The organism is Actinokineospora cianjurensis, assembly GCF_003663795.1.
Classification (GTDB): domain Bacteria; phylum Actinomycetota; class Actinomycetes; order Mycobacteriales; family Pseudonocardiaceae; genus Actinokineospora; species Actinokineospora terrae.
On the sequence record NZ_RCDD01000010.1, the window covers coordinates 1 to 25,043 of the forward strand.

Sequence of the window (25,043 nt, forward strand, 5' to 3'; positions counted from 1 at the left end):
TGAGGGGTGGGGCGGTGGGGCGGTTGGTGGGGGGTGGGGTGCCGGTGGGGGACGGGGGGCTCGACGTCGGGGTGTCGGGGGTGAGGGGTGGGGCTGAGTGGCGGCCTGTCGGGGATGGGGCGGGGGGAGTGTGGCCGGTGGGAGAGGTCGGCGCGGGGAGGGTGGGGGCGGCGGAGGGGGTTGTCGGTGCCGGGGTGCGTGGGGGAGGTCCGCCGGAGGGGGACTGCCGGTGGGTGGGCCGCCGGCAGGAGGGCCACCAGCGGGGGGACCACCTGAGGGAGGGCCACCAGCAGGAGGGCGGCCGGAAGGTGGGCCGCCTGCGGGAGGACCACCTGCGGGCGGGCGGCCGGAAGGGGGGCCACCACCGGGCGGGCCGCCTGCGGCCGGACCGACGGTGGGAATGGCGGTGGGCGTGTCGTAGTGGGACTTGGCGCCGCCGATGCCGCCGGAGACGCCGCCGGAGACGGTGGAGCGGAACAGGTCGCCCGCGGTCAGGTCCTGGCCGGTGACGGCGGCGTTGATGACGGTGGAGCCCGCGCCCTCGGCCATGCCGCGGAAGGCGCCCTCGGCGGTGCGGCCGGGCAGGCCGGTGGCGCGGGTGGGGATGAAGTCCATGCCGCCGCCGACCAGGCCGGAGATGGCGCCCGACAGCGCGGCGCCGCCGGTCTTGGCCAGGTCCCAGCTCTTGCGGTCGCCCTTGGCCATCTGCAGGCCCTGGATCGCCGCGTCGATGGCGACCTCGGTCAGCACCTCGCGCAGGATCGCGGTGATCAGCTTGCGGAAGATCATCTGCACGGTGATCCGGGTCGCCACCTGCGCCACCGGGATGCCCGCGCTGGAGGCGCCGAAGGTGCCGAACGCGGCGGCGATCAGCGCGGCGATCTCGATGGCCAGCATGATCAGCGCGGCGATGATCGAGTACTTGGCGTACTCCACCTCCAGCGCGCAGTTGTCGCACGACCCGCCGAGGCCGTCGCAGGCGGCCCGCAGCTTGGTCAGGTACGCCTCGTCGCCCTCGACGAACTGCGCCCAGTACTTCTCGAACGCCTCGGCGGCAGGCCCGTCCATACCGCCCATGGCCTGGGTCGCGGCGTTCTTGGCCTGGGCGATGACGTCCTCGACGCCGCCGCCCGCGGTGCGCCACGCGTCGGCGAGCGCGCGCAGCTTGTCCTCGTCGCCCTCCGGCCAGCTCTCGCCGACCACGATCGGGAACAGCCAGGTGATCTCGGGCGGGATGGTGATCGACACGCGGCTCAGCCCCGGATCGCGGTGAGGCCGTCACCGCTGCTCTGGTCGGTGCCCTGCTGGCTTGCGACCGACTCCGTCAACGCCGTCTTGATCGCCTGCAACGCCGTGGCCAGGTCGCCGAACGCCTGGGTCATGCCCTCGACGGCGGGCACGTAGTCCTTGGCGAACGCCTGCCCCGACTCGTCGCCGCCCCAGCAGGCGCCCTGCGCGGACAGCGCGTCGGTCAGCTTGCGCCGCGCGTCGGCCAGCAGGTCACCGGCCGTGCCGTACCCGTTCGCGCCCGACCGGACCGCGGTGGGGTCGATCCCGAAGCCGGTCATCGCCGCCCCCCGAACACGCCGCCGAAGTCGTCGTCGTCATCCTCGGCCGCGTGTCGCGGCGCGGCGGGCGGGGGCGTGGTGGCGGCGGGCGGGCGCAGCAGGTCGGCGAACGACGGCGCGCCCTCCACCAGGCTGGACAGGTCCGTCCCGCCCTGCAGCGGCGCCAGCAGCGCCTCGACCTGGTCGCGGGCCGACCCGGCGGCGGCCTGCGCGGTCGCCACGACCTGCCTGGCCAGCTTCTCCGGGGTGGACCTGGTGAACGCGGTCGGCGCGAAGGTCAGCTCGGTCAGCACACCGGCCGGGTTGACCACCGCGCGGACGAGGCCGTCCGGGGAGGTCGCCGAACCGGTCACCGCGGCCACCCTGCCCTGCGCGTCGGCCAGCTCGCTGGTGCGCCGGTTCAGGTCGGCGAGCAGGCCCGCCACGTTCTCCCGCATCGCCGCGTTGCGCGCCTCGAGCCGGGCCCGGTGCTCAGCTGGGTCGGTCATGCGTCCCCTCCGATCGACTCTGGGACACCCCTGCGACGCGCCGCGGCCCGTTTTGGATCCCCCCAGGTTGCCACCAAACCTAACGCGTCCACCGCGGGCCAAGAGTGGACGGTCTGGCCTAGACCTCTGGGAGTTCCCATCGATCAAGGAACTCCGGCAGCGTCATGCCCAACAGGACAGCGTCCCAGTGGCGACCGCCGAAGAACTCGTGCGCGCGCAGCCGCCCCTCTTCGACGAACCCCAGCGACCGGTGCAACGAGAGCGAGGCATCGTTGAACTCGTAGACCTTCACCTCGCACTTGTGCAGCCGCTGCTCGCTGAACATGTAGCCCAGCAGGAGCGCGATGGCCTCCCTGGCGTACCCGTTGCGCTGGTGCTGGTGGCCGACGCCGATGCCGTAGCTGAACCGCCCAGCCCGGCGGTCCACCCCGCCGGTCGACAGCGCGCCCACCACTTCCCCCGTCCGCCGCGACTCGATGGCCAGGTCGAGGTCCTCACCGCCGTGGGTGGCGCGCTTCGCGATCGACTCGCGGAACCACGCGGCGGAACGGGGCGGGTGCAGCCGGTCCGCCGCGCGCGCGTCGGCGCTGTGCTCGGCGAAGGACTGGAACACCTCCCAGTCCGCTGGTTCCACCCCGCGCAGCCGCACCTTGGTCCCGGTCCAGAACGAGCTCATCCGCAGAGTGAACCAGGCGGCCCGCGAGGGCCACCTGCGGTTTTCGGCTAGTCCGCGCGCTCGCGCATCGGCACCGCGAACCACAGCAGCATGATCAGCGCCGCGCACACCCCGGCGATCACGAACGCCGCCCAGCCGCCGATCACCATCTCCGCCAGCAGCAGCACCGACGCCGCGACCGCCAGCGACAGGCACACCAGGCCCGCGATGGTCGTGCGCGTGGCCAGCCGCATGATCTCCTCGCGCTTGCCCTGCCGGAACAGGATCCGGTGCCACGCGGCGGGCGCGGTCAGCAACCCGACGGAGGCCACCGCGAACAGCACCGCGACCAGGTGCGTCGCCCGCTCGAAGGTGTTCGCGTCGCGGACATAGACCTCCGTGAACGCGATCGAGAGCAGGAAGCCGAAGAGGATCTGCACGCCCGCTTGCGCTACCCGCAGCTCTTGGAGCAGTTCGTGCAGGTTGCGGGTCAGCCGCTGCTGGTGCGTCTCCTCGCCGTCCTCCTGGCTCGCGGCGCCGGGGTTGCCCTGCTCGATCGTCATCCGTGACTCCTGGTTCGCGCGGTGGGGGACCTGATCCGAACATTCCTCGGGAAGTCCCCTCGCAAACCGGACATCTCACGCCCGTAGGATCGGTTCGGTACCCATCGACCAGGAGGTTCACGTGGCTGTCGAGGTCGTCGACGTCGCCGAGCGCGGCCGGTTCGAGGCACTGGTCGACGGCGCGGTCGCCGGGTTCGCCGAGTACCTGCGCGGCGACAACCTGGTGGTCTACCCGCACACCGAGGTCGACCCGGCGTTCGAGGGCAAGGGCGTCGGCGGCGCGCTGGCCAGGGCCGCGCTGGAGGACGCGCGGACCCGCGGCCTGCCGGTGCTGGCGACCTGCCCGTTCATCGCGGCCTGGATGCGCCGCCACCCCGAGTACCTGGAGCTGGCCTACCAGAACCGCTCCACCGCGGCGGACTGACCCGCTAGCGGCGGTGCTCGGACAGGATCCGGCGCAGGTAGTCCTCCAGCGGGACGGTCCGGTCGTCGTACTCGACCTCCACCGGCGCCGGGTACGGCTCCCACCCGGAGATCAGCGCCCGCACCACGGTCCCGTCCTGGCGCAGCGCCGCGCTCTCGCCGCGGGCGACCGGCACGTACACCGGCCGCACGGTCGCCTGGGCCATGCTGATCACCACGCCCCGGCCCAGGCTCCAGCCGCGGACCTCGCCGGGCTCCGGCACCACCCGGTGCCGCACCTTGGCGCCCTCGGTCGTCTCCCGGTGCTCGCCGCGCGGCAGCTTCTCGGCGTGCTCCACTGGCAGCGGGGCGGGCAGCAGCCCGGCCGCGAAGGCCGCGGCGGGGAAGTCGCGCACGGCCTGCTCGACCTGGGCGATCACCTCCGGCCCGACCACCTTGCGCCGCTCGGCGTCGCGGGCCAGCCACCGGGGCCAGGCCAGCGGGTCGAGCAACGTACTCAGGTCGATCACGGCGTGATCGTACGTCCGACCACCCCCGGCGCTTCTGCGCGGATCCCCTCCCGGCACGTGCGGCAGCCTAGGCGGGTCCGGTTAACGCAGTCCTGGGGCCGGATGTCATCTGCGTGCGCTGACCCGGACCGCCGCTCGCGCACACGCACCGTGATCAGCGCCTTCGCGACACGCCCCGCCGCGGCCCGTGTCCGGTCCGGACAGTCCGGTCCGGACACGCAGGCAGTGATCCATCTCATGGCGCGGTCCCCTTGAGACGGTCACCACAGCGCTCAGAGCTGGGTCGCGACCGCCTCGGCGACCAGGTCGAGGTGGTCCAGGTCGGCGATGTCGAGCACCTGCAGGTACAGGCGGGCGATCCCGGTCCGCTCCCGCCACTGCCCGATCCGGTCGACGACCTGCGCGGGCGTGCCTGCCAACCCGTTGGCCCGCAACTCGTCCACGTCGCGGCCGATCACCCCGGCCCGGCGCGCCACCTCGGCGTCGTCGCGGCCGACGCACGCCACCAGCGCGACGGACTTGGTCACCGACGCCGGGTCCCTGCCGATCTCCGCGCACGCCGCGTCGACCCTGGCGAACTGGGCCACGGCGTCCTCGACCGGCGCGAACGGCAGGTTGAACTCGTCGGCGAAGCGCGCGGCCAGCGCCGGGGTGCGCTTGGGGCCGCCACCGCCGATCAGCACCGGCGGACCCGGGCGCTGCGTCGGCTTGGGCAGCGCGGGGGAGTCGGTCAGCCGGTAGTGCTTGCCCGCGAAGGAGAACCGCTCCCCGCCCGGCGTCGCCCACAGCCCGGTGATGATCTCCAGCTGCTCGGCCAACCGGTCGAAGCGCTCCCCGAGCGGCGGGAACGGGATGCCGTAGGCGGTGTGCTCGTCGTCGAACCAGCCGGTGCCGATGCCGAACTCGACCCGGCCGCCCGACATCTGGTCGACCTGGGCCACCGAGATCGCCAACGGCCCAGGGTGGCGGAAGGTGGCCGCGGTCATCAGCGTGCCCAGCCGGACCCGGCTGGTCTCCCTGGCCAGCCCGGCCAGGGTCGTCCACGCGTCGGTCGGGCCGGGCAGGCCGTCCGACGATCCCATGGACAGGTAGTGGTCGGACCGGAAGAAGGCGTCGAACCCGGTGTCCTCGGTGTGCCTGGCGATGGTCAACAGGTCGTCGTAGGTGGCGCCCTGCTGCGGCTCGGTGAAGATCCGCAGTGCTGGGGCGGCAGACTCGGTGCTCACCCCAGCCAGGCTAGCCGCGCCCGCCGTCGCCGACCGGTAGGACCGGCCGCCGCGAGCGCGGGCCGCGCGTCGAGTCCGGGCGGCGCGTCCATCCACAAGGCACTGATCCATCCACAGCTTGTCCGCGCCCCTATTGACGAGCCGCCGACCGCGATAGGTTCAGAGATGGGCCCCCGGCCCCCGGGAGGGTGGGCCCCGGGAGCGGAGTTGATCTTGGTCGGCGGCGGACCTCAGGCCGGGTGCGGCGGCCGGACCTCAGGCCGGGTGCGGGTGCGGGAGTGCGGAGGTGCGGGTCAGCCGCGCGAGTCGACCAGGGCCTGGACGCCGTCGAGGATTCGGGCGAGGCCGAACTCGAAGACGTGGTGGGGGTCGTCTGCGGCGCGGCCGACGGCCGTGACCACGGCGGCGGCCAGGGGGTAGCGGGTGTGGTCGAGCAGGGTGGTCAGGACCGGGCTGTGCGCGGCCCACCACTGCTGTTCGCTGACCCCGGACTCGCCGTCGCCGTCGGCTTCCACCGCGCGGCGGGCCGAGGTCTCCGCGTGGCCGATGACCAGGGTGAGCACCGTGTCCATCTCGGTCTCGGTGAGCCCGATCCCGGCGACGGTGCCCAACTCGTAGTCGTACTTGGCCATCACGTTCGGACCCAGCGGCGGGCGGCTCACGCCGACCCGCAGCATCCACGGGTGCCGGTGGTAGAGGTCCCAGTTGCGCCGCGCCACCTGTTCCAGCCGCGCCCGCCAGCAGCGCCGGTTGTCCTCGGCGACCTCGGGTGCGGGGTGGTGGGTGTCGGCGTAGACCGTGTCGAGCATCAGGTCGACCAGCTCGGCCTTGCCGGGCACGTAGGTGTAGAGCGACATCGTGCCCACGTTGAGCTTGTCGGCCACCCTGCGCATCGACAGCGCCGAGAGGCCGTCGGTGTCGGCGACCTCTATGGCCGCGGCCACGATCCGGTCGACGCTGAGGTCACGCCTGCCGTTGCGGACCGGCGCCTGGGTCTGCTTGCGCCACAGCAGCGCGAGGCTGCGCGCGGGGTCGCCGCCCCCGCTGTGGTCCTTCGTCGCGTCCTTTGCCATGGTGGCCCGATCCTAACTGGTCCGCCTCGGTGCGGTCGGCGACGCACAGGCCCGGGCCAATCCGGCCACCCGCGGATCACCGACCGTGATCGGTCCCAACGTTCGCGTGTGGACGATCGGCGTGCCCGGCTGACTCGACTCGGCCATTCGTCCCCTCCTGTACTGCATAGGGATACCAGTGCATAGGGATACCAGCGGCGGACCGACCCGCGCCCGCCGCCCGGGGGTGGCGCGCCCGGCGTGTGGTGCCGGTCGCCGAACGGGCGGCGGTGGGCGCGGCGGTGTGCCGAACCCCACCGTACCCGAGTTCGTACGCTATACGCCGGTGAATGCGCGAGGCCCGGACCGACTGCCGGTCCGGGCCTCGCGACGTGCCGCCTGCTCAGTTGGCGCTGACCGCGCGCAGTTGCTCGATGCTGGTCAGTTCCGCCTCGCGCACCGACACACCCCGCGCGTGGGTGACCCGCCACAGCGTCGTCACGCTCTGCAGGGGGTGCAGGAACCAGCCCCACGCGCCGATGACCGGCAGCGAGCGGGCGACCCGGCCGCGGGCGCGCCGCTCACTGCGCGAGTGCCAGCCGATGTGCAGTTCGAACAGCAGGATGCCGACCGCGGCCGGCGCGGCGAACATGATCGACGCCTCGATGCCGTAGCCCTTGCCCGCCGCGTGCTCCCAGTTCAGGTAGACGCTGCCCGCGAGCAGGGCCAGCAGCGCGAACCGCGGGCCCGCGCCGGAGTACGGCGACAGCGCGTAGCGGTGCGCGAGACCGGCGACGATCAGCGCGGAGGCGTCGAACACCAGCGACACGACCGCCGCGAGCGGGGTCGGGATGCTGAACGCGCGGGCGTACTCGAACAGCGACCACCACGAGATGCCCATGGCCGCGACCAGCACCACGATCCAGGCCATGTTCGCCGACCAGGACAGCACGGTCGGCATCTGGGAGGTCAGCGGCGCGGCGGGCTCCAGCAGCGGGTTGGGCACCCGCTCGGCGCGCGCGGTGACGTAGGCGTCGACCGGCTCGACCTGCTCGGCCACGACGACCGCGTTGCCGACCTTGGGCGCCTCGGCCACCGCCGTGCCCGGGGTGCCGCGCTCGTCGTCGACGTCCACGGTCTCGACGCGCTCGTGCGCGATGTGCTCGTTGGCGCTCTGCTCGGCGGCACTCTGCTCAGCCGCGTTCGGCTTGACGGCGTTGTGCTCGGCTGTGTCGTGCTCGACGGCGTTGTGCTCAGCCGCGCTGTCCTGCTCGGGGGCGGTGCTGCTGTCCGCGGGGAGGGTGATGGTCGCGGCTGCGGAGTCTCTGTCGGTGTCCACGGTGTCCGAGTCGGGGTTGGGGGTACGGGGGGCGAGCGGTGCCTCTGGGGAAACAGCGGGCGCGGTGTCGGTGGGCACCGCCGCGGCGTTCTCCTCGGCGGTGGCCGGGGTGTCGGCGGCGGGGACGACCGGGGTGAGGCCGACCACGGTCGGCGACTCGTCGGCGGGCGTGCCGTCGTGCTCGGTGGAGCGCAGCGCGTCGAGCTCGGCCAGCAGCTCCGGGCTCATCGCCACCAGGTCGCCGGTGTCGCCGATCTTGTGCTCGCCGCGCCAGGTGTTGATGATCCCGGTCGCGTACGCGCGGGTGACGCCGTTGACCCCGTAGGCGGCAAGCCACTGCTGGATCGCGTGCGTGGTCGGCGGGTCGACCTGCGCGCACGCGTAGCGGATCTTGTCGGCCAGGGTCGCCTTGGCCGCGACGGCCTCGGCGTGCTCGGGGTCTATGTCGATCTTCGGACTCACCTGCGCGCTCCTGTCGAGTGGATGGCGGATGACGCGGGACCCGGTGTCGAGTCGATGGGGTGAGAGCACTCTGTCGGACGCCCCGATCACCCGTCCACCCGGGGGGTGCCAGCCGTGACCGCAGATCAACGATCTTGACCCACTCGTGCCCTCCCCGTTATCAAGGTCGGCCCGACCTGGGCATTCCTGTCCTTTGTGGAACGCCTGCGCCAGACCAGCGCCAGCACCACGACCAGCAGCGACAGCACCGGTCGCGGTCCACCGACCACCGTCGACAGCACCCCGTCACCCAGCACCGCCCCGATCGTGGCGGCGAACACCCACACCGGCGCCGTCGCCGGTTCGGAAGAAGCCCCACGAGGTCGCCGCGGACAGCACGATCCCGGTCGCCGCGGTCCGCTTCCTGTGAGATCCCCGGGTGGACGCTGGATTCACCCCCTAGGGGATGCCTACGGTGGGATGACCCGACCCGTGGAGGCTGGACCGTGACCGAGCGGTACTCGACCCTGTCGCACCTGGAGTGCCCCAAGTGTGGCGCGCGCCTCGACGCGACCGTGGTGCAAGGCACCTGTGACTGCGGTTCGCCGTTGTTGGCGCGGTACGACCTGGATGCCGCGCGGGGGATGTCGCCCGCCGGACGGGCTCCGACGCTCTGGCGCTATCACGAGGTGTTGCCGGTGTCGGCCGAGTCTGCGGTGGTCAGCCTGGGGGAGGGGATGACGCCGCTGTTGCCTTTACCGGTGCACGGTAAGCGCATCGGTGTGCCCGACCTCTGGATGAAGGACGAAGGTCTTATCCCCACCGGGTCGTTCAAGGCTCGCGGTGCTGCGGTGGGTGTGTCTCGCGCAGCTGAGTTGGGTGTTCGTGGGATCGCCATGCCCACCAATGGCAACGCGGGCGCGGCGTGGGCGCTCTACGCGGCGCGGGCCGGGCTGCGGTCGTTGATCGCGATGCCGGTGGACGCGCCGGTCATCACCCGCGCGGAGTGTGTGGCCGCCGGTGCTGAGCTCTACCTCGTGGACGGTCTGATCTCGCACGCGGGCGCGTTGATCCGCAAGGCGTTGGCGTCGCGGCCGGACTACCAGGACGTGTCGACGCTGAAGGAGCCGTACCGCATCGAGGGCAAGAAGACGATGGGGTACGAGATCGTGGAGCAGTCGGGCATGCGCGCGCCCGACGTCCTGCTGTACCCGACCGGTGGCGGGGTCGGCCTGATCGGCATCCACAAGGCCCTCGACGAGATGCGCGAGCTGGGCAGGCTCACCCCCGAGACCCGCCTGGTCGCGGTGCAGGCCGAGGGGTGTCGGCCCATTGTGGACGCTTGGGAGGCCGGCGCCCAGGAGAGCGTCGCCCCCGCCGCGCCCACCACGGTCGCCTTCGGCATCAACGTCCCCAAGCCGCTGGGGGACTTCCTGATCCTGCGCGCCCTGGCCGAGACCCAGGGCACCGCGGTCGCCGTCACCGACGTGGAACTCCTTGCCGCGCAACGGGAACTCGCCGCCGACGAGGGTGCTTTCGTCTGCCCGGAGGGCGCGGCCTGCTTCGCCGCCCTGATCCGCCTGCGGGAGTCGGGTTGGCTGCGCGGCGACGAGCGCGTCGTCGTCCTCAACACCGGGTCTGGCGTCAAGTACCCCGACACCGTCCGCGTCGACGTCCCCACCATCCCCGCCGACGGCGCGCTCCCCGACCCCGACTAGGGATCAGGCGTTCGGCGCCGACACCGGTGCCGTCCGCTGCCGCGGCGCGACCTGGTCCGGCGGCAGGCCACCGCTGTCGAGGAGACCGAGGAAGACGTCGACCACCGCCGGGTCGAACTGCGTGCCGCGACCGGCCAACACCTGGGCCCGCGCTTGCTCAGCCGTGAGCGCGGCCTGGTGCGGCCGGTCCGACAGCATCGCCACCCACGCGTCGCACACCGCCACCACGCGGGCTTCCGCGCGGATCTCCGCGCCGCGCAACCCGGCCGGGTAGCCGGTGCCGTCCCAGCGTTCGCGGTGCTGCCGGATGACCTCGGCGACGGCGGTGTGCCCGGGCACGATCGACACCATCCTGGCGCCGTGCGCCGGGACCGCCCGCACCAGTTCCCACTCCGCGTCGGTCAACCCGGCCCGCCTGCCCAGCACGGTCCGCGGGACGGTGATCTTGCCGATGTCGTGCAGCCGCCCGGCCAGTTGGGCGATCCCGGCCGCGCCGTCGTCGAGACCGGACTCGACCGCGAGCAACCGCGCCAGCCTGGCCACCGCGCGACTGCGCTGCCTACCGGCCAGCAGCGCGTCGACCTCGTCGGCAACCAGGTGCAGGTAGTCCAGCCCGCCGCCCGCGGCGTCGAGGCGGTTGGGCGAGCGGCCGAACACGACCTGGTCGCGGCCCGCGGCCTTCGCGGCGTAGAGCGCTCGGTCGGCGATGGACACGAGGTCGTCGGGGGTGGTGCCGTGCGCGGGGTAGACGGCCGTGCCGATCGACACCGTCACCGCGATCCGCCGCTGCGCCGCGATCGGGATCTCCGTCCCGGACACCTCCTGGCGCAACCGCTCGGCGATGATCGGCAGCGTCTCGGCGGTGGCGCCCGGCAGGATCAGCGCGAACTCCTCGCCGCCGTAGCGGGCCAGCACCTCACCGGCGCGCACGGTGGCCCGCAGCCGCGCCGAGATCTCGACCAGCACCTGGTCGCCAGCCGGGTGCCCGTGCCGGTCGTTGATCGTCTTGAAGTGGTCGACGTCGGCGATGAGGACCGCGACCGACCCGCCGGTGCGACCCGCCCTGGCGATCTCCAGCGGCAGTTGCGCCTCGAAGAACCGGCGGGTGTGCAGGCCGGTCAGCGCGTCGGTGATGGCCAGCCTGCGCTGGTCGGACACCAGGGCGGCGAGCCGGGCGATGGTCAGCGCGAACAGCAGCGCGCAGGTCCCCGCGACCACCGGCACGTCGCGCACCGACCCGCCTGCCCACTGCACGAACAGCACGGCGGGGGCGATCAGCGCGGCCGCGGACAGGCCCGCGATCCGGAACGGGCTCAGCGGCGCGTCCGGCACCGGCGACGGCTCGGCCATCGCCCGCATCGTCGGGTGCAGCGCGCTCGCGCCCAGCGCCAGGTTGCCTGCCAGCCAGATCGCGTCCAGGAAGTTGCCCGCCTGGAAGGTGCCGTTGAGCTGCTGCACCACGTAGATCGTGTCGGCCGTCATGATCGCGGCGAGCCAGCCGAGGAACAGCCCGAACGCGGGCGGGCGGGCGCCGGGGCCGAGCACGAGTCCCAGTGCGACGGTCAGCAGCGCCAGGTCCATCACCGGGTAGCCCAGCGACACGACCTCCACCAGCAGCGGCGCGCCGAGGCGGGTCTGCGGGCCGATCACGTACAGCCAGGACAGCATCGCCGCGACCACCGCCAGCGTGCCCGCGTCCAGCAGCCCGGCCAGGCCGCGGCCCGGGGTGCGGCGGCGGATCAGCAGCACGATCCCGGCCACCGCCAGCGGGTAGTGCGCCAGGTAGAACGGGTCGGCGAGCGACGGGTACGTGGTGAGGTCGAAGGCGTAGTGCAGCAGGTAGAAGATGCTGTCGGCCAGCGCGTAGACCAGTTGGCTCGCCGCGATCAGCAGCCACGGCAGCCACGGTCTCGGCCGGTAGCGGGTGAGGCCGACGAACACCGCGACCGCGGCCGAGGCGCTGATGAAGCAGTACAGCACCACCCGCAGCGGGAACCCGCCCGCGGTGACCGGGGCGAGGTAGTAGAGCACGACCAGCGCCGCGCCCGCCGCCAGGTACAGCACCCACGGCCAGCGCGACGCGGCGGCGGGCGTCACCGGCGTGACCGCCCCGGTGCGCGGCCGTCCCCGGCGCGCGCGGCGCGTCGAGATCGGACGGATGCGGCGTAGTCGACCACACGGACAGAGTGGCATAGCGGGATTCCGCCCCGCGACACGACTCGACTGGTGATCGTCACGTTAGGCCGAACGTGTGTCGCCCGGGGTGGTGCCGAGGCACCGGCGGCCACCCCGGGCGTCACGCTGGGTCAGCAGCTCAGGTTCGACCCCGGGGTGGTCCCCAGCAGCTGGGTGAACCGCTGGTAGGCGTTGATCCGGCTCTGCACCTGCGCCGGGTTGCCGCCGTTGCACTCGAGGGCGCCGTTGATGCTGCGGATCGTCTCGCCGAATCCACGGCCGTTGACCATCGCGTCGTGCGGGGTCATCGTGCCGGGGCCCTTCTGGGTGTTCCAGTACCAGAGCGCGGTCTTCCAGGCCACGGCCGGGTCCCGCTCCACCAGGAACGGGTTGCCGAGCAGATCGATGCCCAGCGCGTCACCGGCGGCCTTGTAGTTGAAGTTCCAGCTCAGCTGGATCGGGCCGCGCCCGTAGTAGGCGGCCTGACCAGCCGGGCAGCCGTAGGGCTGGGCCGCGTCGCAGTAGTGCGGGTAGTTCGCCTCGTTGATCTCCTTGATGTAGACCAACCCGCCGGTCTCGTGGTTGACGTTGGCCAGGAACGCCGCCGCCTCCTGGCGCTTGGTGGTGTCCGTGCCGGTGTTGGCGAACCCGGGGTAGGCGGCCAGCGCGTCGGTCAGGCCCTTGTAGGTGTAGAAGGTGTTCCGGCTCGGGAACATCTGGTTGAACTGCGCCTCGGACACCACGAAGTTGCCCGACGGGGTGGAAGTCGTTGTGGGATTCGAGGTGGTGGGGTTCGACGTGGTGGTGGGGTTCGACGTGGTGGGCTGGGTGCCGCAGGTGAACGGGTCCCAGTACCAGGTGCTGACCACGGGGCTGTAGCCCGGGTTGTCGTGCTCGGCGATGTAGTACTTGCCGTCGGTGAACCGGACGATGTCGCCGGTCTTGTACTGCTTGCCCTGGACCCAGTCCGGGTGCAGGCAGCCGTCGGGGCCGGTGGTCGGCGTCGTCGGCCGGGTGGTGGTCGTGGTGGTGGGCCGGGTCGTGGTGGTCGGCGTGGTGCCGCCGCAGGCGCCCTGGTCGGCCCAGACCTGGGCCGCGCCGGGGGTCTCGCCCTGGGTCCACCACTTCGCCGACCAGTTGCGGCCGTTGTACGCGGCGGTCTTGCCGCCGGTGTAGACGGTCGCGCTGCTCCACGCGGGCGCGCAGTCGGCGGCGGAGGCGGTGGTGGTGGGGATGAGGAACGCCACCCCTCCCACCGCCGCGACCGCGACCAGCGCCGCGATGATGCGGTTTCTCGACACGTGATCACTCCTTTGGGGCCCGCTCCGGGACAGGGCGGGCGTGCAGGGATCGGCGACCACCGACGTGAGGCGGCGGTGCGGCCGGATTTTCAGCTTCGTCGATTGCGCCAACCGGCGTCAAGGTCTAGACCATTCCTTCCGCAATCCGGTCACACCGCCCCGGTGGCGGCGCGGATCGGGTCTGCTGTGGAACGCGAGCGCGGGTCGGCTCCCGCTGACCGGCCGACCGGAGATGATCTAGGGTGGGGCCGGTCGGGCAGCGACGCACGGGGAGGTCCGCGATGCCGGAGACCGGCAAGGAACTACTGGAGCGGGTGCAGCGCGAGCTGCTGCCCGGGGAGCACGACAACCGGTTCGTCCCCGCCGTGGCGGCGGGTACCGCGCCACTGGCCGCGCTCGCCGCGCTGGCCGCCGAGCAGCACCGGATCATCCAGAGCGACTGGCGCACCTTCCTCACCCTCGCCGCGCAGGCCGTCGACCCGGCCGCCCGCGAGGTGCTGAGCACGCTGGCCTCGGGGGAGGGGCTGGCGCTGGCCAAGCTGGGCGACTTCGCCGCGGCGTGCGGGCTCGACGACGACGCGATCCGCGCCTACCGGCCGACCCCCGGCTGCCAGGCGTACCCGTCGTACCTGGCGTGGCTCGCCCTCAACGGCAACCCGAGGGACGCGCTGCTGGCCATCCTGGCCAACTTCGCCGCGTGGGGCGGCTACTGCGCCACGATCTCGGCGGGCCTGCGCGAGCACTACGGCTTCGACGGGACCGGTACCGGCTTCTTCGACTTCTTCGCCACGCCAGTGCCGGAGTTGGAGGAGCTCTACGCGGTCGCCATCCAACAGGCCCTCGACGGTGGCTGGACCCCGGAGCGCTCGATCGGCTACGGGCGCCTGCTGCAGGGCTACGAGCTGATGTTCTGGAACACCCTCGCGGACATCACCGGGGACGCCCCGGCCTAGGGGCGCGGCACCGGGAACGGCGAACGGCCCCGCTCGACGGCGGGGCCGTTCGCCGTTGGCGCGCCACCTCGGTGCACTGACACCGATCCGTCCGTTTCCCGCCGCCACGGCGACATTCGTCCCAAGCGGCGCGCCCGATCGGTCGGTGACGGTCGGGGGCCCAGTGGTTCCATCGGGTGGTGCCCCGCCGCGCGGTGACACGCCGTCGGTACGTACGCGATACGGATGCCAGGCGTCCGTCGTTCGGGTCGTCCGTGCCGAAGGGGGAACGATTTCCGTGCGTGTCAGTGTGCTCGACTTCCTGGTCTGCCCGTCCTGCTCGGGCAAGCTGCGGTTCACCGGCGAGGCCGCCGACGAGGTGACCAGCGGCGAGCTGCTCTGCGTCGACTGCGGCCTGGACTACCCGGTCGCCGACGGCGTGCCCCGGCTGGTCTCCGCCCGCGAGCGCGACAGCCACGTCGCGGCCAGCTTCGGCTTCGAGTGGCAGACCTTCCACGACGGCGGCTTCGAGTCCGACACCGTGTTCGGCCGCACGATCGACGAGGACGTCGCCCAGTTCCACGACGTGTTCGACATCAAGGCGGGCGCCGGTCCGGACCCGCTCGACGGGCTGGTGGTGGCCGACATCGGCTGCGGCAGCGGCAAGCTCACCGTGGAGCTGGCCCGCCGCCACCCCGGCGCGACCTTCCTCGCCGTCGACGTGAACCCGGCCATCACCGAGGTCGCGAAGGCGGCGGCGGACCTGCCGAACCTGCACGTGGTCCAGGGCAGCGTGTTCGCGCTGCCGGTGCGCGAGCACGCCGTCGACCGGTTGTGGTGCAACGGTGTCATCCACCACACCGGCGCGACCGAGATCGCCTTCACCGGCCTGACCCGGCTCGTGCGCCAGGACGGGGAGTTGTTCGTCTGGGTCTACCAGCGCAAGGTGAGCCCGCTCGTGCTGGTTCGTGACCTGCTGCGCCCGCTCGGCCTGCACAACTGGTCGCACCGCACGATCTACAAGGTCTGCCGCGCGTTGTCGCTACCGACCCTGATCGCGGTCCGGGTGCTCAACACCATCGCCGCACTGCCGGTCGTGCGGTCCGCGGTCCGGCGCAGCACCCACGCGCGCATCCTCACCCGCCGCAGGCGCTACGACGAGCTCGCGCTCACCTGGTTCGACGTGCTGTCCCCGCGCTACCGCGACACCTACACCGCCGAGCAGGTCGAGTCCTGGTTCACCCACAGCGGGTTCGAGCCGGTGCGGCGCTACTGGTGGCCGGTCGGGGTCACCGGTCGGCGGACCAAGCCGCTGCGCTGAGCCGGGTATCCGACTCGTCCCCGGCGTCCACATCCGGCCCGCTCCTGTCTACTTCGGAGTGCCCGGTGTGGACGGCGGCGGGCGGGTCGCTCCGCGCGCGGTGCTTCGGGCTGCTAACTTCCACAGCAACCCCCAGCGAACCAGTTTGCGCGATGAGGTGCCCGCATGGCTCAGAAGACCATTGTCCAGCTCTACGACGACCTCGACGGATCGAGCAGTGACAACATCCGCTCGGTCGAGTTCAGCCTGGACGGCGTGAACTACGAGATCGACCTGTCCGAGGCCAACGCCGAGCGCCTGCGCGGCGAGTTGGCCGACTACGTCGCCGCGGCGCGGCGCACCGGTGGTCGCGTCAAGCGCGCCGCCGCCCCGGGCAAGCCCGCGGGCGAGGGCCGCAGCAAGGAGGAGACCAAGGCGCTGCGGGACTGGGCACGCCGCAACGGCCACGACATCTCCGAGCGGGGTCGCATCCCGTCCGCGGTGGTCGAGGCTTACGAGACCGCGCACGCCGAGCCGGAGCCCGAGGTCGTCGCACCGGCCAAGACGACCAGGAGCCGCGCCAAGGCCCGCAAGGCCGCGTTCTCCGGCTGAGCAGGCGCTCGCACCAGTTCGGACCAGCAGGGCGGCCCGGTCGGCTCACGCCAACCGGGCCGCCCTGCTGAGCAGGTGTTCCCGTTCCGGAGTGCTGGTCGTCTGCCGTGCCGCGGCCAGGTAGTGCTCTCGCGCGGCGGTGGGTTCACCCGCCAGTTCCCACAGATGCGCGCGTACAGCGGCGAGCCGGTGGTTGGTGCTCAGGTGTCCGGCGACGCTGTCGACGACGGTCAGACCTGCCCGTGGACCGTGCACCATCGCGGTGGCCACCGCCCGGTTGAGCGTCACGACCGGGTTGTCGGTCACCCGCTCCAACAGGTGGTAAAGCGCGAGGATCTGCGCCCAGTCGGTGTCCTCGGCGCTTGGCGCCTCGGCGTGCACGGCCGCGATAGCCGCCTGCACGGTATAAGGGCCGAATTCTTTACCCCGGGTCAGGGCGAATTCGACCAATTCCGTTCCCTGCGTGATCCGCGCCCGATCCCAGAGAGCGCGGTTTTGTTCCGCCAGCGGTACTAGGGCACCTTCCGGCGTGATCCGAGTCGCGGCTCTGGCATCGGTGAGCAGCATCAGCGCCAGCAGACCCGCCACTTCCGCGTCGTTCTGGCGCAGCCGCCGCACGTGCTCGGTGAGTCGGATCGCCTCCGCGGCCAGGTCGGCGCGGCCGGTGTGGCCCTCGGTGAACACCAGGTACAGCACCTGCAGCACCGCCGCGAGCGAGCCGGGCTCGGCGAACCCCGTCCCGGAGTCCAGGACCCTGCGCTTGGCCCGGGTGATCCGCTTGGCCATGGTGGCCTCCGGCACCAGGTACGCGCGGGCGATCTCCGCGGTGGTCAGGCCCGCCACCGCGCGCAGCGTCAACGGCACCTGCGCGTCCTGGGTCAGCGCCGGGTGGCAGCACAGGAACAGCAGCGCCAGCGTGTCGTCGGAGTCGGGCACGACCACGCCGTCGTCGTCGCGCACCGACCGGGTGGCCACGACCTCCTCCCGGCGCCTGCGGGCCTGCTCGGCGCGCAGGCCGTCGACCAGCCTGCGCGCCGCGACCCGGACCAGCCACGCCTTCGGGTCCGCCGGGGTGCCCTCGACCGGCCACTGCCTGTGCGCGGCGATGAGGGCCTCCTGCACCGCGTCCTCGGCGGCGTCGAAGTGCCCGTACCGGCGCACCACGGCGCCGAGCACCTGCGGCACCAGCGCCCGCACGAGGTCCGCGCGCACCGCTACAGCTCGCCCATGGGGTTCATCAGCGGCCGCACCTCGACGGTGTCGCCGGTCGCCGCGACCACCCGCGCGGCGATCTCGGCGGCCCGCTCCGGCGTCGCGCAGTCGACGATGCTGTAGCTGACCAGCACGTCCTTGGCCTCGGCGAAGGGCCCGTCGGTGGCGACCGGCGCCCCGGCCGAGGGCCGCACGGTGCGGGTGTGCGCCGGGTCGGCCAGGCCCTCCGCGCTGACGAACTCGCCGGAGGCCACCAGTTCCTGGCCCAGTTCGGCGAAGAACGCGCAGGCGGCGGCCACCTCGGCGGGCATCTGCCCGGTGGCGGTCCACTCGCGGGTGGCGGCCGCCCATGCCTCGTGGTTGGTGTGGGCCAGCAGCATGTACTTCACGTCGATCTCCTCGAGGTCACCGGCCGCGCCTGTCGCGCACCGTCGCCCGGGACGTCGTAGCCGCCTCCGTCGCCAGGACACCCCAACGGAGGGTAGGCGCTGTCCTGTGAGTCCGGCACGCGCTATCCGCGCCCGCGCGGCCCCTGGCCGCACGGCCGGAAAACCCGAGTACGCCCAGTACGAGGGCTTCCCGGCCGCGCACCCAGGAACCACGCGGATCACGAATCCCACGCACCAGACCCACAGGACAGCGCCTAGCGGGAACCCGTCATGCAGGCGCCAAGCGTCCGATCGGGTGGCCCCGGTTGTGCTGCGATAACGCGGTTGCCGTGCGCGAGCGATTACGCGAGGTAGCACCGGGGGCGACGGAGGGGGTTGGCTGCGTGGCATTGCGGGCGGCCGTCGTCGCGCACTTCCGGCGGACCGAGGGGAAGCTGACGCTGGCCGCGGCCGCCGTGCTGGCCGCCGCCGCGGTGGCGGGCCTGGTGGGGGCGTTGAGCATCGGGCAGCGCGCCGACCTGCTCACCGACCTGGCCGACCGGCGCGGCGCGGTGAACGCGGCCGCGGGGGAGGCATACCGGGCGCTCGCCGACGCTGACGCTACCTCGTTCTCGGTGGTGCTCGTCAGCGGCGAGAAGGTCGCCGCGCAACAGCGGGCGTTCCGCGATGACGTCGTGGCCGCGGCTGCCGCGCTCGATTACGCCACCAAGGCCGTTCCCGAGGTGACACCAACGGCCAGGATCAATGAGCTGACCAGCCAGGCGAGGCGGGCCTATCTGTCGACGGGCGCGCTCACGACGTCCGAGCGGTTAGCTGTCCTGTCCAGCTTGTTGCCCGTCTATACAGGCTTGGTCGAGGCAGGTTGGGTCTACAGCAGCCGAGTGGACCCTGTCGGTACCTCTTATCTCAACGAGGCGTCCCTGCTGGTGAGGGAAACCATGCTCGGTTTGGCCAAAGACCTGCGGGACGCGAACCCTCCGGAAGGCGTGGACGCGTTCCCCTGGTTCGCCGTCGCGGTCGGCCTGGCCGTCGTGCTGCTCCTCGTGGGCATCCAGCGCTACCTGGCCCGCCGCACCCGCAGGCGGTTCAACATCGGGATGCTGGTGGCGACCGCGCTCACCCTCGCCGCGTTCGGCTGGCTCACCGCCGCCTCGCTGGTCGCCGCGACCAACGCCGCCGCCAGCGCCCGGCTCTCGGCGACCAGGCTGGTCCCGCTGACCGAGATCCGCGCCGAGGCCCGCAACCTCGACGGCGCCCAGGCCCGCGCGTTGATCTTCCCGCTGATCGGTGACCTGGACGACCTGACCGCGCGGACCGACCGGTTGCAGGACAAGCTCGCCGCCGTGCGGTCCACCCCGCCCGACGCGGGAGCGCTGGAGATCACCCCGCTCGACATCGCGGGCATGCACGCGCTCGACGGCGCCGTGGTCGAGGTCGAGCAGTGGCGGGGCGAGATCAAGCGGGACTTCTCCGCGACCCGCCCGCAGTACGCCGAGGTGGCCGCGGCCATCACCGCCGACGAGGAGCTCAAGGACGAGCTGGACGGGGTGATCGCCACGGCAGGCCGCGAGGTCGACCAGTCCATCGTGGACGCCAGGGCGGCGCTGGCGGGCACCGACGTGGGGGTGGCCGTGCTGATGGCCGTCGCGGGCGCCGCGGCGCTCGCCGGTCTGTGGCCCCGGATCGCGGAGTACCGATGAGGACGACCACCCGGCTCGCCGCCGCCTTCCTGGTGCTGGCCGCCACGACCGCGTGCACCCCCGCGTCGCGGGGCGCGGTGCCGAGGCCGAGCGCGCCGCAGCCGCAACCGCCCGCCGTGACCTCCGTGGCCGGGCAGCCCCGGGCCGTCGGCTGCCAGGGCACCACGGCGTCGCTGCGCCCGGACGGCACGGAACTGGTCCGGCTGCCGCGCGGCGGGGTGATCGACCGGATCCGCGGCAGGCAACTGCGGGTGGGCGTCAGCCAGACCGCGGCGAAGCTCAGCTCCCGCGACCTGCGCACCGGGTCGGTGGCGGGCCTGGAGGCCGACCTCGCCGTCGAGATCGCCAAGGCGATCTTCCCCGACCGCGACCCGGCGCTGCTGCCCGGCCAGATCCAGTACGTGGCGATGCCGACCAGGGACCGGTTCCTGGCGCTGGAGACCGACCAGAACGGCCAGTTCCCACCCGCGGGCACCGTCGCCAAGGTCGACCTGATCATCGCCGACGCGAGCGTCACCTGCGAGCGGGTCGACACCTTCGGCCTGCGGTTCTCCGTGCCCTACCTGCGGACGAGGCAGGCGCTGCTCACCTACCGGGCCGTCGCGGGCCAGTGGGACCCGCGCCAGGGCATCACGGGCAAGTCCGTCTGCTCCGGCGCGGGCACGGTCAACCTGGACAGGGTCACCGAGCACGGCGGCATCGCGGTGCCGGTCGTCGACACCACCGACTGCCTGGTGCAGTTGCAGCGCCACCAGGTCGACGCGGTGTCCACCGACGACGTGATCCTGGAGGGCTTCCACGACCAGGACCCCAACACCGAGATCTACCCGTTCCCGGTCGAGATCGAGGACTCGGCCGCGGTGGCCGTCTCCCACCGCGACCCCGAGCTGACCAGGCTGGTCAACGCGGTGCTGGAGCGGATGCGCGGCAAGCCGATGCAGGACCTGTACCGCAAGTGGTTCGGCGACCGCCCGATGGTCATGCCGCCCGCCGACTACGAGGGTGGGTGAGCCCCGATGACCGAACACCTGCCGGACCCGAACCGGTCCCGGGCCGTCCTGATCGGCGTCGGCGGCTACACGACGCTGGCACCGCTACCTTCCGCGACAGCCTCTTTGGACAACCTGCGCGCGATCCTGACCTCGCCTGACGGTGTCGGCCTCACACATTGCGCTGTCTTGGCCGATCCGAACTCCGCCGCTGACGTGGTCCGTGTGCTCGACCAGGCAGCGTCAGAAGCCGAAGACCTCTTGTTGGTCTACTGCGCGGGCCGTGTGTTGGCCGAAGAGGGCGGCGCGCTGCATCTGGCGACCGTCGGAACAGATGGCCGCTACCTCGCCACGACTGCGCTGCCGCTTGCCGAGATGCGCCGGATTGTGCGGCGCAGTCAGGCTTCTCTGCGCGTGGTCCTTCTCGACTGCGTTCCCGGACACGTGATCGGCGACAGCCTCGACATCGACGGCGTGTTCGTCCTCTGCGTACCGGACCACACACCTGCTCTGTTGACGGCGCTGCGAGACGGCGTTGTGGGGGAGGGGCCGGTTCTTACCCTGTCCGCCCTCGCGGCAGCGTTGGGCACAGGGCGTGTGCACGATGGCGGGGTCGGATCGGCGGTCATCTCGCTGAACCCGGTCGACCGGGTCCGGTCGCTGCGTGCCCGGCTCGCCGAGACCGAGATCCTGCTCGGTGAGCTGGCGGGCGAGCACGCGAAGACCGCCGACCGGCTCGCCGAGGTCCGCGCCAAGATCACCTCGGCCGACCGGCTGGTGGTCGCCGACGTGTTCGACCGGCCCGCCGCGGCGGTGCGGGCATTGGCGGACGCCGCTGCCGCGGGCAGGTGGTCGACCGTCGCCGAGGGGATCGACACGGCGATCGCGCTGGTCGAGGCCGCCTCCGACGCGTTGTCGGTCGCCTTCTCCCGTGCCGAGGGCCTGCTGGCGCGCCGCGAGGAACTGCGCGGCAGGCTCGCGGTGTACCTGGCGATGGCGGTCCGGGTCGGGTTGGCCGAGGACCCGGAGTTGGCATCCGCGCACCGCGACGCGCACCGGCTGCTGTGGACCGCGCCCTGCGACCTCGCCGAGGCCACCGTCGCGGTGACGACCTACCAGAACGCCGTGATCCGGAGGCGCGCATGACGGCACGAACCCCGTGTGTCCGGCCGGGGTGCGGCGGATCCTACCTCGAGGACGGGTCCTGCGACGAGTGCGGCTTCCTCGCGCCCGCCAGCGCGAAGGTGACACCACCGCCCGCGAAGTCTCCCGGGGCACCCGCGTCCGGCAAGGCCCCGTCAGCGAAGACGCCGTCCGGGAAGGCCCCGTCCGGCAAGGGGTCGTCCGGGAAACGGCCGTACTCCGGGCGGTCGTCGTCGGGGAAGCGGGCACGGGCGGCGCGCGGCGAGGAGACCGGCCGGGGGAGCGCGGGCCGGGGCGAGGGCGGCCGTGGCACCGCGAGCACCGGGCGCCCACCCGCGCGGCCGGGTGGCAGCCGGTTCGACGCCGTGCGGCTGCCGTGGTTCCCCATGCCCGACCCGGCCGACGCGGTGCTGCCCGACCCGAGGGTCCCCTACGGCAGGCGGGTCTGCCCGGCCTGCGACCAGCTCGTCGGCCAGCCGCGCGGCGACGGCCCCGGCCTGGACGAGGGGTTCTGCCCGCGCGACCGCACGCCGTTCTCCTACGTGCCGAACCTGGCCAAGGGCAGCGTCGTCGACCGCTACGAGGTGCTCGGCTGCCTCGCCTACGGCGGCCTCGGGTGGATCTACCTGGCCCGCGACCTGCACCTGGCCGACGGCACCGCCGACCGCTGGGTCGTCCTCAAAGGACTGATCAACTCGCACGACCAGGCCGCGGTCGACGCCGCCGCGCGGGAGAAGCAGTTCCTGGTCGCGGTGGACCACCCGAACGTCGTGAAGATCAACGACTTCGTCTACCACACCGACCAGCGCACCGGTGTTGTCGCGGGCTACATCGTCATGGAGTACCTGCCGGGGCGCTCCCTGTTCGAGATGCTGCAACGCAGCCGCGGCGACGACGGTGAGCGCACACCGCTGTCGGTGTTCATCGTCTTGCGCTACGCCGACCAGATCCTTGCCGCGCTCGGTTACCTCCACCGCCGAGGTCTTGTCTACTGCGACCTCAAGCCGCACAACGCCATGCAGGTCGATCAGGACGTCAAGCTCATCGACCTCGGTGCCGTCATCCGAGCCGACAGCGACAACGACGCCTACGGCACCGTGGGGTTCATGGCGCCCGAGGTGGAGAACGGTGGCGATAGACCTACCGTGCACGCCGACCTCTACACCCTCGGCCGCACCTTGGCGGTGTTGAGCTTCCCCTTCGCCGAGTTCAGCGGGAAGTACGTCCACGCCTTGCCTGATGACCTGTCGTTCGAAGGCCCTTACGAATCCTTCGGTCGGCTCTTGCGCCGGGCAGCGCACCCCGATCCCGCGCACCGGTTCACCTCTGCGGACGACATGCGCGAGCAGGTGCTGGGTGTGCTCGCCGAAGTCTGGGCGTACGAACAAGAAGAGCCGTGCGGGACGGTATCGACCCGGTTCACCCGTGAACGCAAGGTGTTCGGCACCGGCGCGGGGATCGTGTCCGCGGACGAGGTCCCCCCGGTGGCGTGGACCGAGGTCCCGGTAAGCCTGCCGAGCCCGTTGGTCGACCCCGCCGACCCGGCCGCGGGTTTCCTCGCCACCCTGGGCGCCATCACCCCGGACCAGCTGATCGAGACCCTGCTCGGCGCGGCCGAGCGCACCCCGGAACTGCTGCTGCGCCTGGTCGACGCGCACATCGTCGCGGGCAGCGTCGACACCGCGCGGACCGTGCTCGACGAGTTCACCGCCGCGCTGCCGGGGGACTGGCGCACCGACTGGTACCTCGGCGTCGCCGCTTTCGCCGCCAAGGACCCCGCCGCGGCCGTCACCCACTTCGAAGCTGTCTACGGCGCGCTCCCCGGCGAGTTGGCGCCGAAACTCGCCCTCGCGGCGGCACTGGAATGGCAAGGCGACACCGATCGCGCGTTGGACCTGTACGAGCGCGTGTGGGACACCGACCGCTCTTACGTCAGCGCCGCGTTCGGACTCGCCCGCGCCTACGCCGAGTTCAAGGACTACGACAACGCAGTCGAGGTGCTCGACGAGGTTCCCGACAGCTCCACCCACCACGTGGCCGCCCAGGTCGCCGCGATCCGCGCCGCCCTCGCCGACCCCGGCACCGTCCCCGCCGCGGTCGACCGGCTCGACGGCCTCGGTCTCGACGCCGAACGCCTCGCGCGCCTCGACATCGAGGTCCACGGCGCCGCACTGCTCGCCCTGGCGAGCCACGCCCCGCAGGCCACCGACGAGCAGGTCGACGAGGAGACCCGCCTGCGGGAACGGTTGGAGGGCTCCTACCGGGCGCTCGCCAAGCTCACCACCGACCGGGACCTGCGCTCCCGGCTGGTCGACCGGGCCAACGAGGTCCGCCCGAAGACGCTGGTGTGAGGCGGGTGAGCGACATCGAGAGCACCGCGTGCGCCCACTGCGGCGCCGCCCTCGAACCGGCGTGGCGGTTCTGCGAGGACTGCGGCCGCGACCGGTCCACCCGGATCGAGGCCACCCCCAGCGCGGCGTTCTCCGCGGCCGCCCCGAGCATGGACCTCGACGTGGTCGCCGCCGTCACCGACCGGGGCAGGCGCCGCGAGCGCAACGAGGACGCCGTCGCCATCGGCGTGCTCGGTGACGTCGCCGCCGCCGTGGTCTGCGACGGCGTCGCCTCCGCGCCCGGATCGGCCGCCGCCGCGACCGCCGCGTCGGAGGCGGGACTGCGGGAACTGCTCGCCGCGGTGGCCAGGGGCGACGAACCCGCCGCGGCGACCACGGCCGCCGCTGCCGCCGCCGCGAAGGCCGCCGCCGCGCTCGGCGACCCCGGCGACAGCAACCCGCCCTGCTGCACCTACGTCTCCGCCCTCGTCACCGGCGACGGCGTCACCGTCGGCTGGGTCGGCGACAGCCCCGCCTACTGGGCGGGCGCCGACGGCACCCACCGGCTGACCGTCGACGACTCCGCCGCCGGGCGCCTGCTCGCCCAGGGCGTCGCCGTCGACGACCCGCGGATGGCCGAACCCGGCGCGCAGGCCCTGGAGCGCTGGCTCGGCGCCGACGCGGGCCCGGTCACCCCGAAGGTCCGCCGCTTCAGCCCGCCCGGGGCCGGGCTCGTCGTGCTGTGCAGCGACGGCCTGTCCCGCTACCTCGACGCCGAGGTCGTCGCCCCCGCCGACCACCTCGGCGCGCCGCTCGCGGTCGCGGGCACCCTGCTCGGCCGCGCCCTCGCCGCGGGCGGGCACGACAACGTCACCGTCGCCGCCATCACCGCGGGAGGCCCCGCATGACCCATACCTCCGCGCTGCGCGGCGACCCGTTCGATGGAGTCCTGCTCGCTGCTGTCGCTGTGGTTGTCGT

Annotated in this window: 24 protein-coding genes; 10 read left to right on the forward strand and 14 right to left on the reverse strand. The window is 72.6% G+C overall.

Features of this window, described 5'->3' with window-relative positions; translation table 11 throughout:
* From CLV68_RS34415 to CLV68_RS31620, 5 genes are all read right to left on the reverse strand, one after another.
* The coding region (locus tag CLV68_RS34415; protein ID WP_483902900.1) for a WXG100-like domain-containing protein at positions 1-1,248 on the reverse strand (1,248 nt) is incomplete at its 3' end.
* A gap of 5 nt (positions 1,249-1,253) precedes the next feature.
* Positions 1,254-1,568 (reverse strand): WXG100 family type VII secretion target, encoded by a 315-nt coding sequence (locus tag CLV68_RS31605; protein WP_246010221.1) that lies wholly within the window; start codon positions 1,566-1,568, stop codon positions 1,254-1,256.
* Entirely contained in the window at positions 1,565-2,056 is a 492-nt protein-coding gene (locus CLV68_RS31610; protein ID WP_121394685.1) for a YbaB/EbfC family nucleoid-associated protein, read from the reverse strand. The genes CLV68_RS31605 and CLV68_RS31610 overlap by 4 nt, the downstream gene beginning before the upstream one ends.
* Before the next feature lie 118 nt (positions 2,057-2,174).
* The gene (locus CLV68_RS31615) at positions 2,175-2,732 is read right to left on the reverse strand and encodes a GNAT family N-acetyltransferase (RefSeq protein ID WP_121394687.1); all 558 of its coding nucleotides are present in this window, start codon (positions 2,730-2,732) and stop codon (positions 2,175-2,177) included.
* A gap of 47 nt (positions 2,733-2,779) precedes the next feature.
* The gene (locus CLV68_RS31620) at positions 2,780-3,274 is read right to left on the reverse strand and encodes a DUF6328 family protein (protein ID WP_121394688.1); all 495 of its coding nucleotides are present in this window, start codon (positions 3,272-3,274) and stop codon (positions 2,780-2,782) included.
* Between the two features lie 121 nt (positions 3,275-3,395).
* On the opposite strand from CLV68_RS31620, the gene CLV68_RS31625 reads away from it, so the two are divergent.
* Entirely contained in the window at positions 3,396-3,698 is a 303-nt protein-coding gene (locus tag CLV68_RS31625) for a GNAT family N-acetyltransferase (protein ID WP_121394690.1), read from the forward strand.
* A 4-nt stretch (positions 3,699-3,702) separates the two neighbouring features.
* Here CLV68_RS31625 and CLV68_RS31630 read toward each other — a convergent pair whose 3' ends face one another.
* The 4 genes from CLV68_RS31630 to CLV68_RS31645 all read right to left on the reverse strand — a co-directional run bounded on the left by CLV68_RS31630 (position 3,703) and on the right by CLV68_RS31645 (position 8,285).
* The gene (locus CLV68_RS31630; protein ID WP_121394691.1) at positions 3,703-4,206 is read right to left on the reverse strand and encodes a hypothetical protein; all 504 of its coding nucleotides are present in this window, start codon (positions 4,204-4,206) and stop codon (positions 3,703-3,705) included.
* Between the two features lie 272 nt (positions 4,207-4,478).
* Positions 4,479-5,432, reverse strand: a complete 954-nt coding sequence (locus CLV68_RS31635; RefSeq protein WP_246010222.1) for an LLM class F420-dependent oxidoreductase — start codon at positions 5,430-5,432, stop codon at positions 4,479-4,481.
* Positions 5,433-5,725: 293 nt separating this feature from the next.
* Positions 5,726-6,505: a TetR/AcrR family transcriptional regulator gene (locus CLV68_RS31640; protein WP_121394693.1), complete on the reverse strand. Its 780-nt coding sequence runs from the start codon at positions 6,503-6,505 to the stop codon at positions 5,726-5,728.
* Positions 6,506-6,887: 382 nt separating this feature from the next.
* On the reverse strand, positions 6,888-8,285 hold the full coding sequence (locus tag CLV68_RS31645) for a DUF2637 domain-containing protein (RefSeq protein ID WP_121394695.1): 1,398 nt from the start codon (positions 8,283-8,285) through the stop codon (positions 6,888-6,890).
* A gap of 485 nt (positions 8,286-8,770) precedes the next feature.
* Here CLV68_RS31645 and CLV68_RS31650 point away from each other — a divergent pair, with 485 nt between their 5' ends.
* Positions 8,771-9,982: a threonine synthase gene (locus CLV68_RS31650; RefSeq protein ID WP_121394696.1), complete on the forward strand. Its 1,212-nt coding sequence runs from the start codon at positions 8,771-8,773 to the stop codon at positions 9,980-9,982.
* A gap of 3 nt (positions 9,983-9,985) precedes the next feature.
* Here CLV68_RS31650 and CLV68_RS31655 read toward each other — a convergent pair whose 3' ends face one another.
* On the reverse strand, positions 9,986-12,079 hold the full coding sequence (locus tag CLV68_RS31655; protein WP_246010223.1) for a diguanylate cyclase: 2,094 nt from the start codon (positions 12,077-12,079) through the stop codon (positions 9,986-9,988).
* 209 nt (positions 12,080-12,288) lie between these two features.
* On the reverse strand, positions 12,289-13,458 hold the full coding sequence (locus tag CLV68_RS31660) for a glycoside hydrolase family 19 protein (RefSeq protein ID WP_121394699.1): 1,170 nt from the start codon (positions 13,456-13,458) through the stop codon (positions 12,289-12,291).
* Between the two features lie 281 nt (positions 13,459-13,739).
* Here CLV68_RS31660 and CLV68_RS31665 point away from each other — a divergent pair, with 281 nt between their 5' ends.
* The 3 genes from CLV68_RS31665 to CLV68_RS31675 all read left to right on the forward strand — a co-directional run bounded on the left by CLV68_RS31665 (position 13,740) and on the right by CLV68_RS31675 (position 16,302).
* The gene (locus CLV68_RS31665; protein WP_121394700.1) at positions 13,740-14,411 is read left to right on the forward strand and encodes a thiaminase II/PqqC family protein; all 672 of its coding nucleotides are present in this window, start codon (positions 13,740-13,742) and stop codon (positions 14,409-14,411) included.
* Between the two features lie 277 nt (positions 14,412-14,688).
* Complete coding sequence (locus CLV68_RS31670) at positions 14,689-15,711, forward strand: methyltransferase domain-containing protein (protein ID WP_170224709.1); 1,023 nt, start codon at positions 14,689-14,691, stop codon at positions 15,709-15,711.
* 165 nt (positions 15,712-15,876) lie between these two features.
* Positions 15,877-16,302 carry a histone-like nucleoid-structuring protein Lsr2 gene (locus CLV68_RS31675; RefSeq protein ID WP_121394703.1) on the forward strand — a complete coding sequence of 142 codons (426 nt, stop codon included), beginning with the start codon at positions 15,877-15,879 and terminating at the stop codon, positions 16,300-16,302.
* A gap of 45 nt (positions 16,303-16,347) precedes the next feature.
* On the opposite strand, the gene CLV68_RS31680 is transcribed toward CLV68_RS31675, so the two are convergent.
* Both CLV68_RS31680 and CLV68_RS31685 read right to left on the reverse strand, forming a co-directional pair.
* Positions 16,348-17,514: an RNA polymerase sigma factor gene (locus CLV68_RS31680; RefSeq protein ID WP_121394705.1), complete on the reverse strand. Its 1,167-nt coding sequence runs from the start codon at positions 17,512-17,514 to the stop codon at positions 16,348-16,350.
* 2 nt (positions 17,515-17,516) lie between these two features.
* Complete coding sequence (locus CLV68_RS31685) at positions 17,517-17,894, reverse strand: YciI family protein (protein ID WP_246010237.1); 378 nt, start codon at positions 17,892-17,894, stop codon at positions 17,517-17,519.
* 392 nt (positions 17,895-18,286) lie between these two features.
* Here CLV68_RS31685 and CLV68_RS31690 point away from each other — a divergent pair, with 392 nt between their 5' ends.
* Genes CLV68_RS31690 through CLV68_RS31700 form a run of 3 tightly spaced genes read left to right on the forward strand, consistent with a single transcriptional unit; the run spans position 18,287 to position 21,738 of the window.
* Positions 18,287-19,603 (forward strand): hypothetical protein, encoded by a 1,317-nt coding sequence (locus CLV68_RS31690; RefSeq protein ID WP_147460246.1) that lies wholly within the window; start codon positions 18,287-18,289, stop codon positions 19,601-19,603.
* The gene (locus CLV68_RS31695) at positions 19,600-20,613 is read left to right on the forward strand and encodes a transporter substrate-binding domain-containing protein (RefSeq protein ID WP_121394710.1); all 1,014 of its coding nucleotides are present in this window, start codon (positions 19,600-19,602) and stop codon (positions 20,611-20,613) included. Before CLV68_RS31690 ends, CLV68_RS31695 begins: the two co-directional genes overlap by 4 nt.
* Before the next feature lie 6 nt (positions 20,614-20,619).
* Complete coding sequence (locus CLV68_RS31700) at positions 20,620-21,738, forward strand: hypothetical protein (RefSeq protein WP_121394711.1); 1,119 nt, start codon at positions 20,620-20,622, stop codon at positions 21,736-21,738.
* A 40-nt stretch (positions 21,739-21,778) separates the two neighbouring features.
* Here CLV68_RS31700 and CLV68_RS31705 read toward each other — a convergent pair whose 3' ends face one another.
* Entirely contained in the window at positions 21,779-22,123 is a 345-nt protein-coding gene (locus CLV68_RS31705; RefSeq protein ID WP_147460247.1) for a hypothetical protein, read from the reverse strand.
* Between CLV68_RS31705 and CLV68_RS31710 the strand changes: the two genes are divergently transcribed.
* Both CLV68_RS31710 and CLV68_RS31715 read left to right on the forward strand, forming a co-directional pair.
* Positions 22,122-24,086, forward strand: a complete 1,965-nt coding sequence (locus CLV68_RS31710) for a serine/threonine-protein kinase (RefSeq protein WP_147460248.1) — start codon at positions 22,122-22,124, stop codon at positions 24,084-24,086. The two genes, CLV68_RS31705 and CLV68_RS31710, sit on opposite strands and share 2 nt — an antisense overlap.
* A gap of 5 nt (positions 24,087-24,091) precedes the next feature.
* Entirely contained in the window at positions 24,092-24,973 is an 882-nt protein-coding gene (locus tag CLV68_RS31715) for a PP2C family protein-serine/threonine phosphatase (protein ID WP_246010224.1), read from the forward strand.
* The last annotated feature ends 70 nt before the right edge of the window (positions 24,974-25,043 follow it).

Coding starts and splice junctions, on each gene's coding strand:
- CLV68_RS31605 (WP_246010221.1), bottom strand. CDS start 1,568: ATGACCGGCTTCGGGATCGACCCCACCGCGGTCCGGTCGGGCGCGAAC.
- CLV68_RS31610 (WP_121394685.1), bottom strand. CDS start 2,056: ATGACCGACCCAGCTGAGCACCGGGCCCGGCTCGAGGCGCGCAACGCG.
- CLV68_RS31615 (WP_121394687.1), bottom strand. CDS start 2,732: ATGAGCTCGTTCTGGACCGGGACCAAGGTGCGGCTGCGCGGGGTGGAA.
- CLV68_RS31620 (WP_121394688.1), bottom strand. CDS start 3,274: ATGACGATCGAGCAGGGCAACCCCGGCGCCGCGAGCCAGGAGGACGGC.
- CLV68_RS31640 (WP_121394693.1), bottom strand. CDS start 6,505: ATGGCAAAGGACGCGACGAAGGACCACAGCGGGGGCGGCGACCCCGCG.
- CLV68_RS31665 (WP_121394700.1), top strand. CDS start 13,740: ATGCCGGAGACCGGCAAGGAACTACTGGAGCGGGTGCAGCGCGAGCTG.
- CLV68_RS31675 (WP_121394703.1), top strand. CDS start 15,877: ATGGCTCAGAAGACCATTGTCCAGCTCTACGACGACCTCGACGGATCG.
- CLV68_RS31685 (WP_246010237.1), bottom strand. CDS start 17,894: ATGCTGCTGGCCCACACCAACCACGAGGCATGGGCGGCCGCCACCCGC.
- CLV68_RS31695 (WP_121394710.1), top strand. CDS start 19,600: ATGAGGACGACCACCCGGCTCGCCGCCGCCTTCCTGGTGCTGGCCGCC.
- CLV68_RS31700 (WP_121394711.1), top strand. CDS start 20,620: ATGACCGAACACCTGCCGGACCCGAACCGGTCCCGGGCCGTCCTGATC.
- CLV68_RS31710 (WP_147460248.1), top strand. CDS start 22,122: ATGCCCGACCCGGCCGACGCGGTGCTGCCCGACCCGAGGGTCCCCTAC.
- CLV68_RS31705 (WP_147460247.1), bottom strand. CDS start 22,123: ATGGGGAACCACGGCAGCCGCACGGCGTCGAACCGGCTGCCACCCGGC.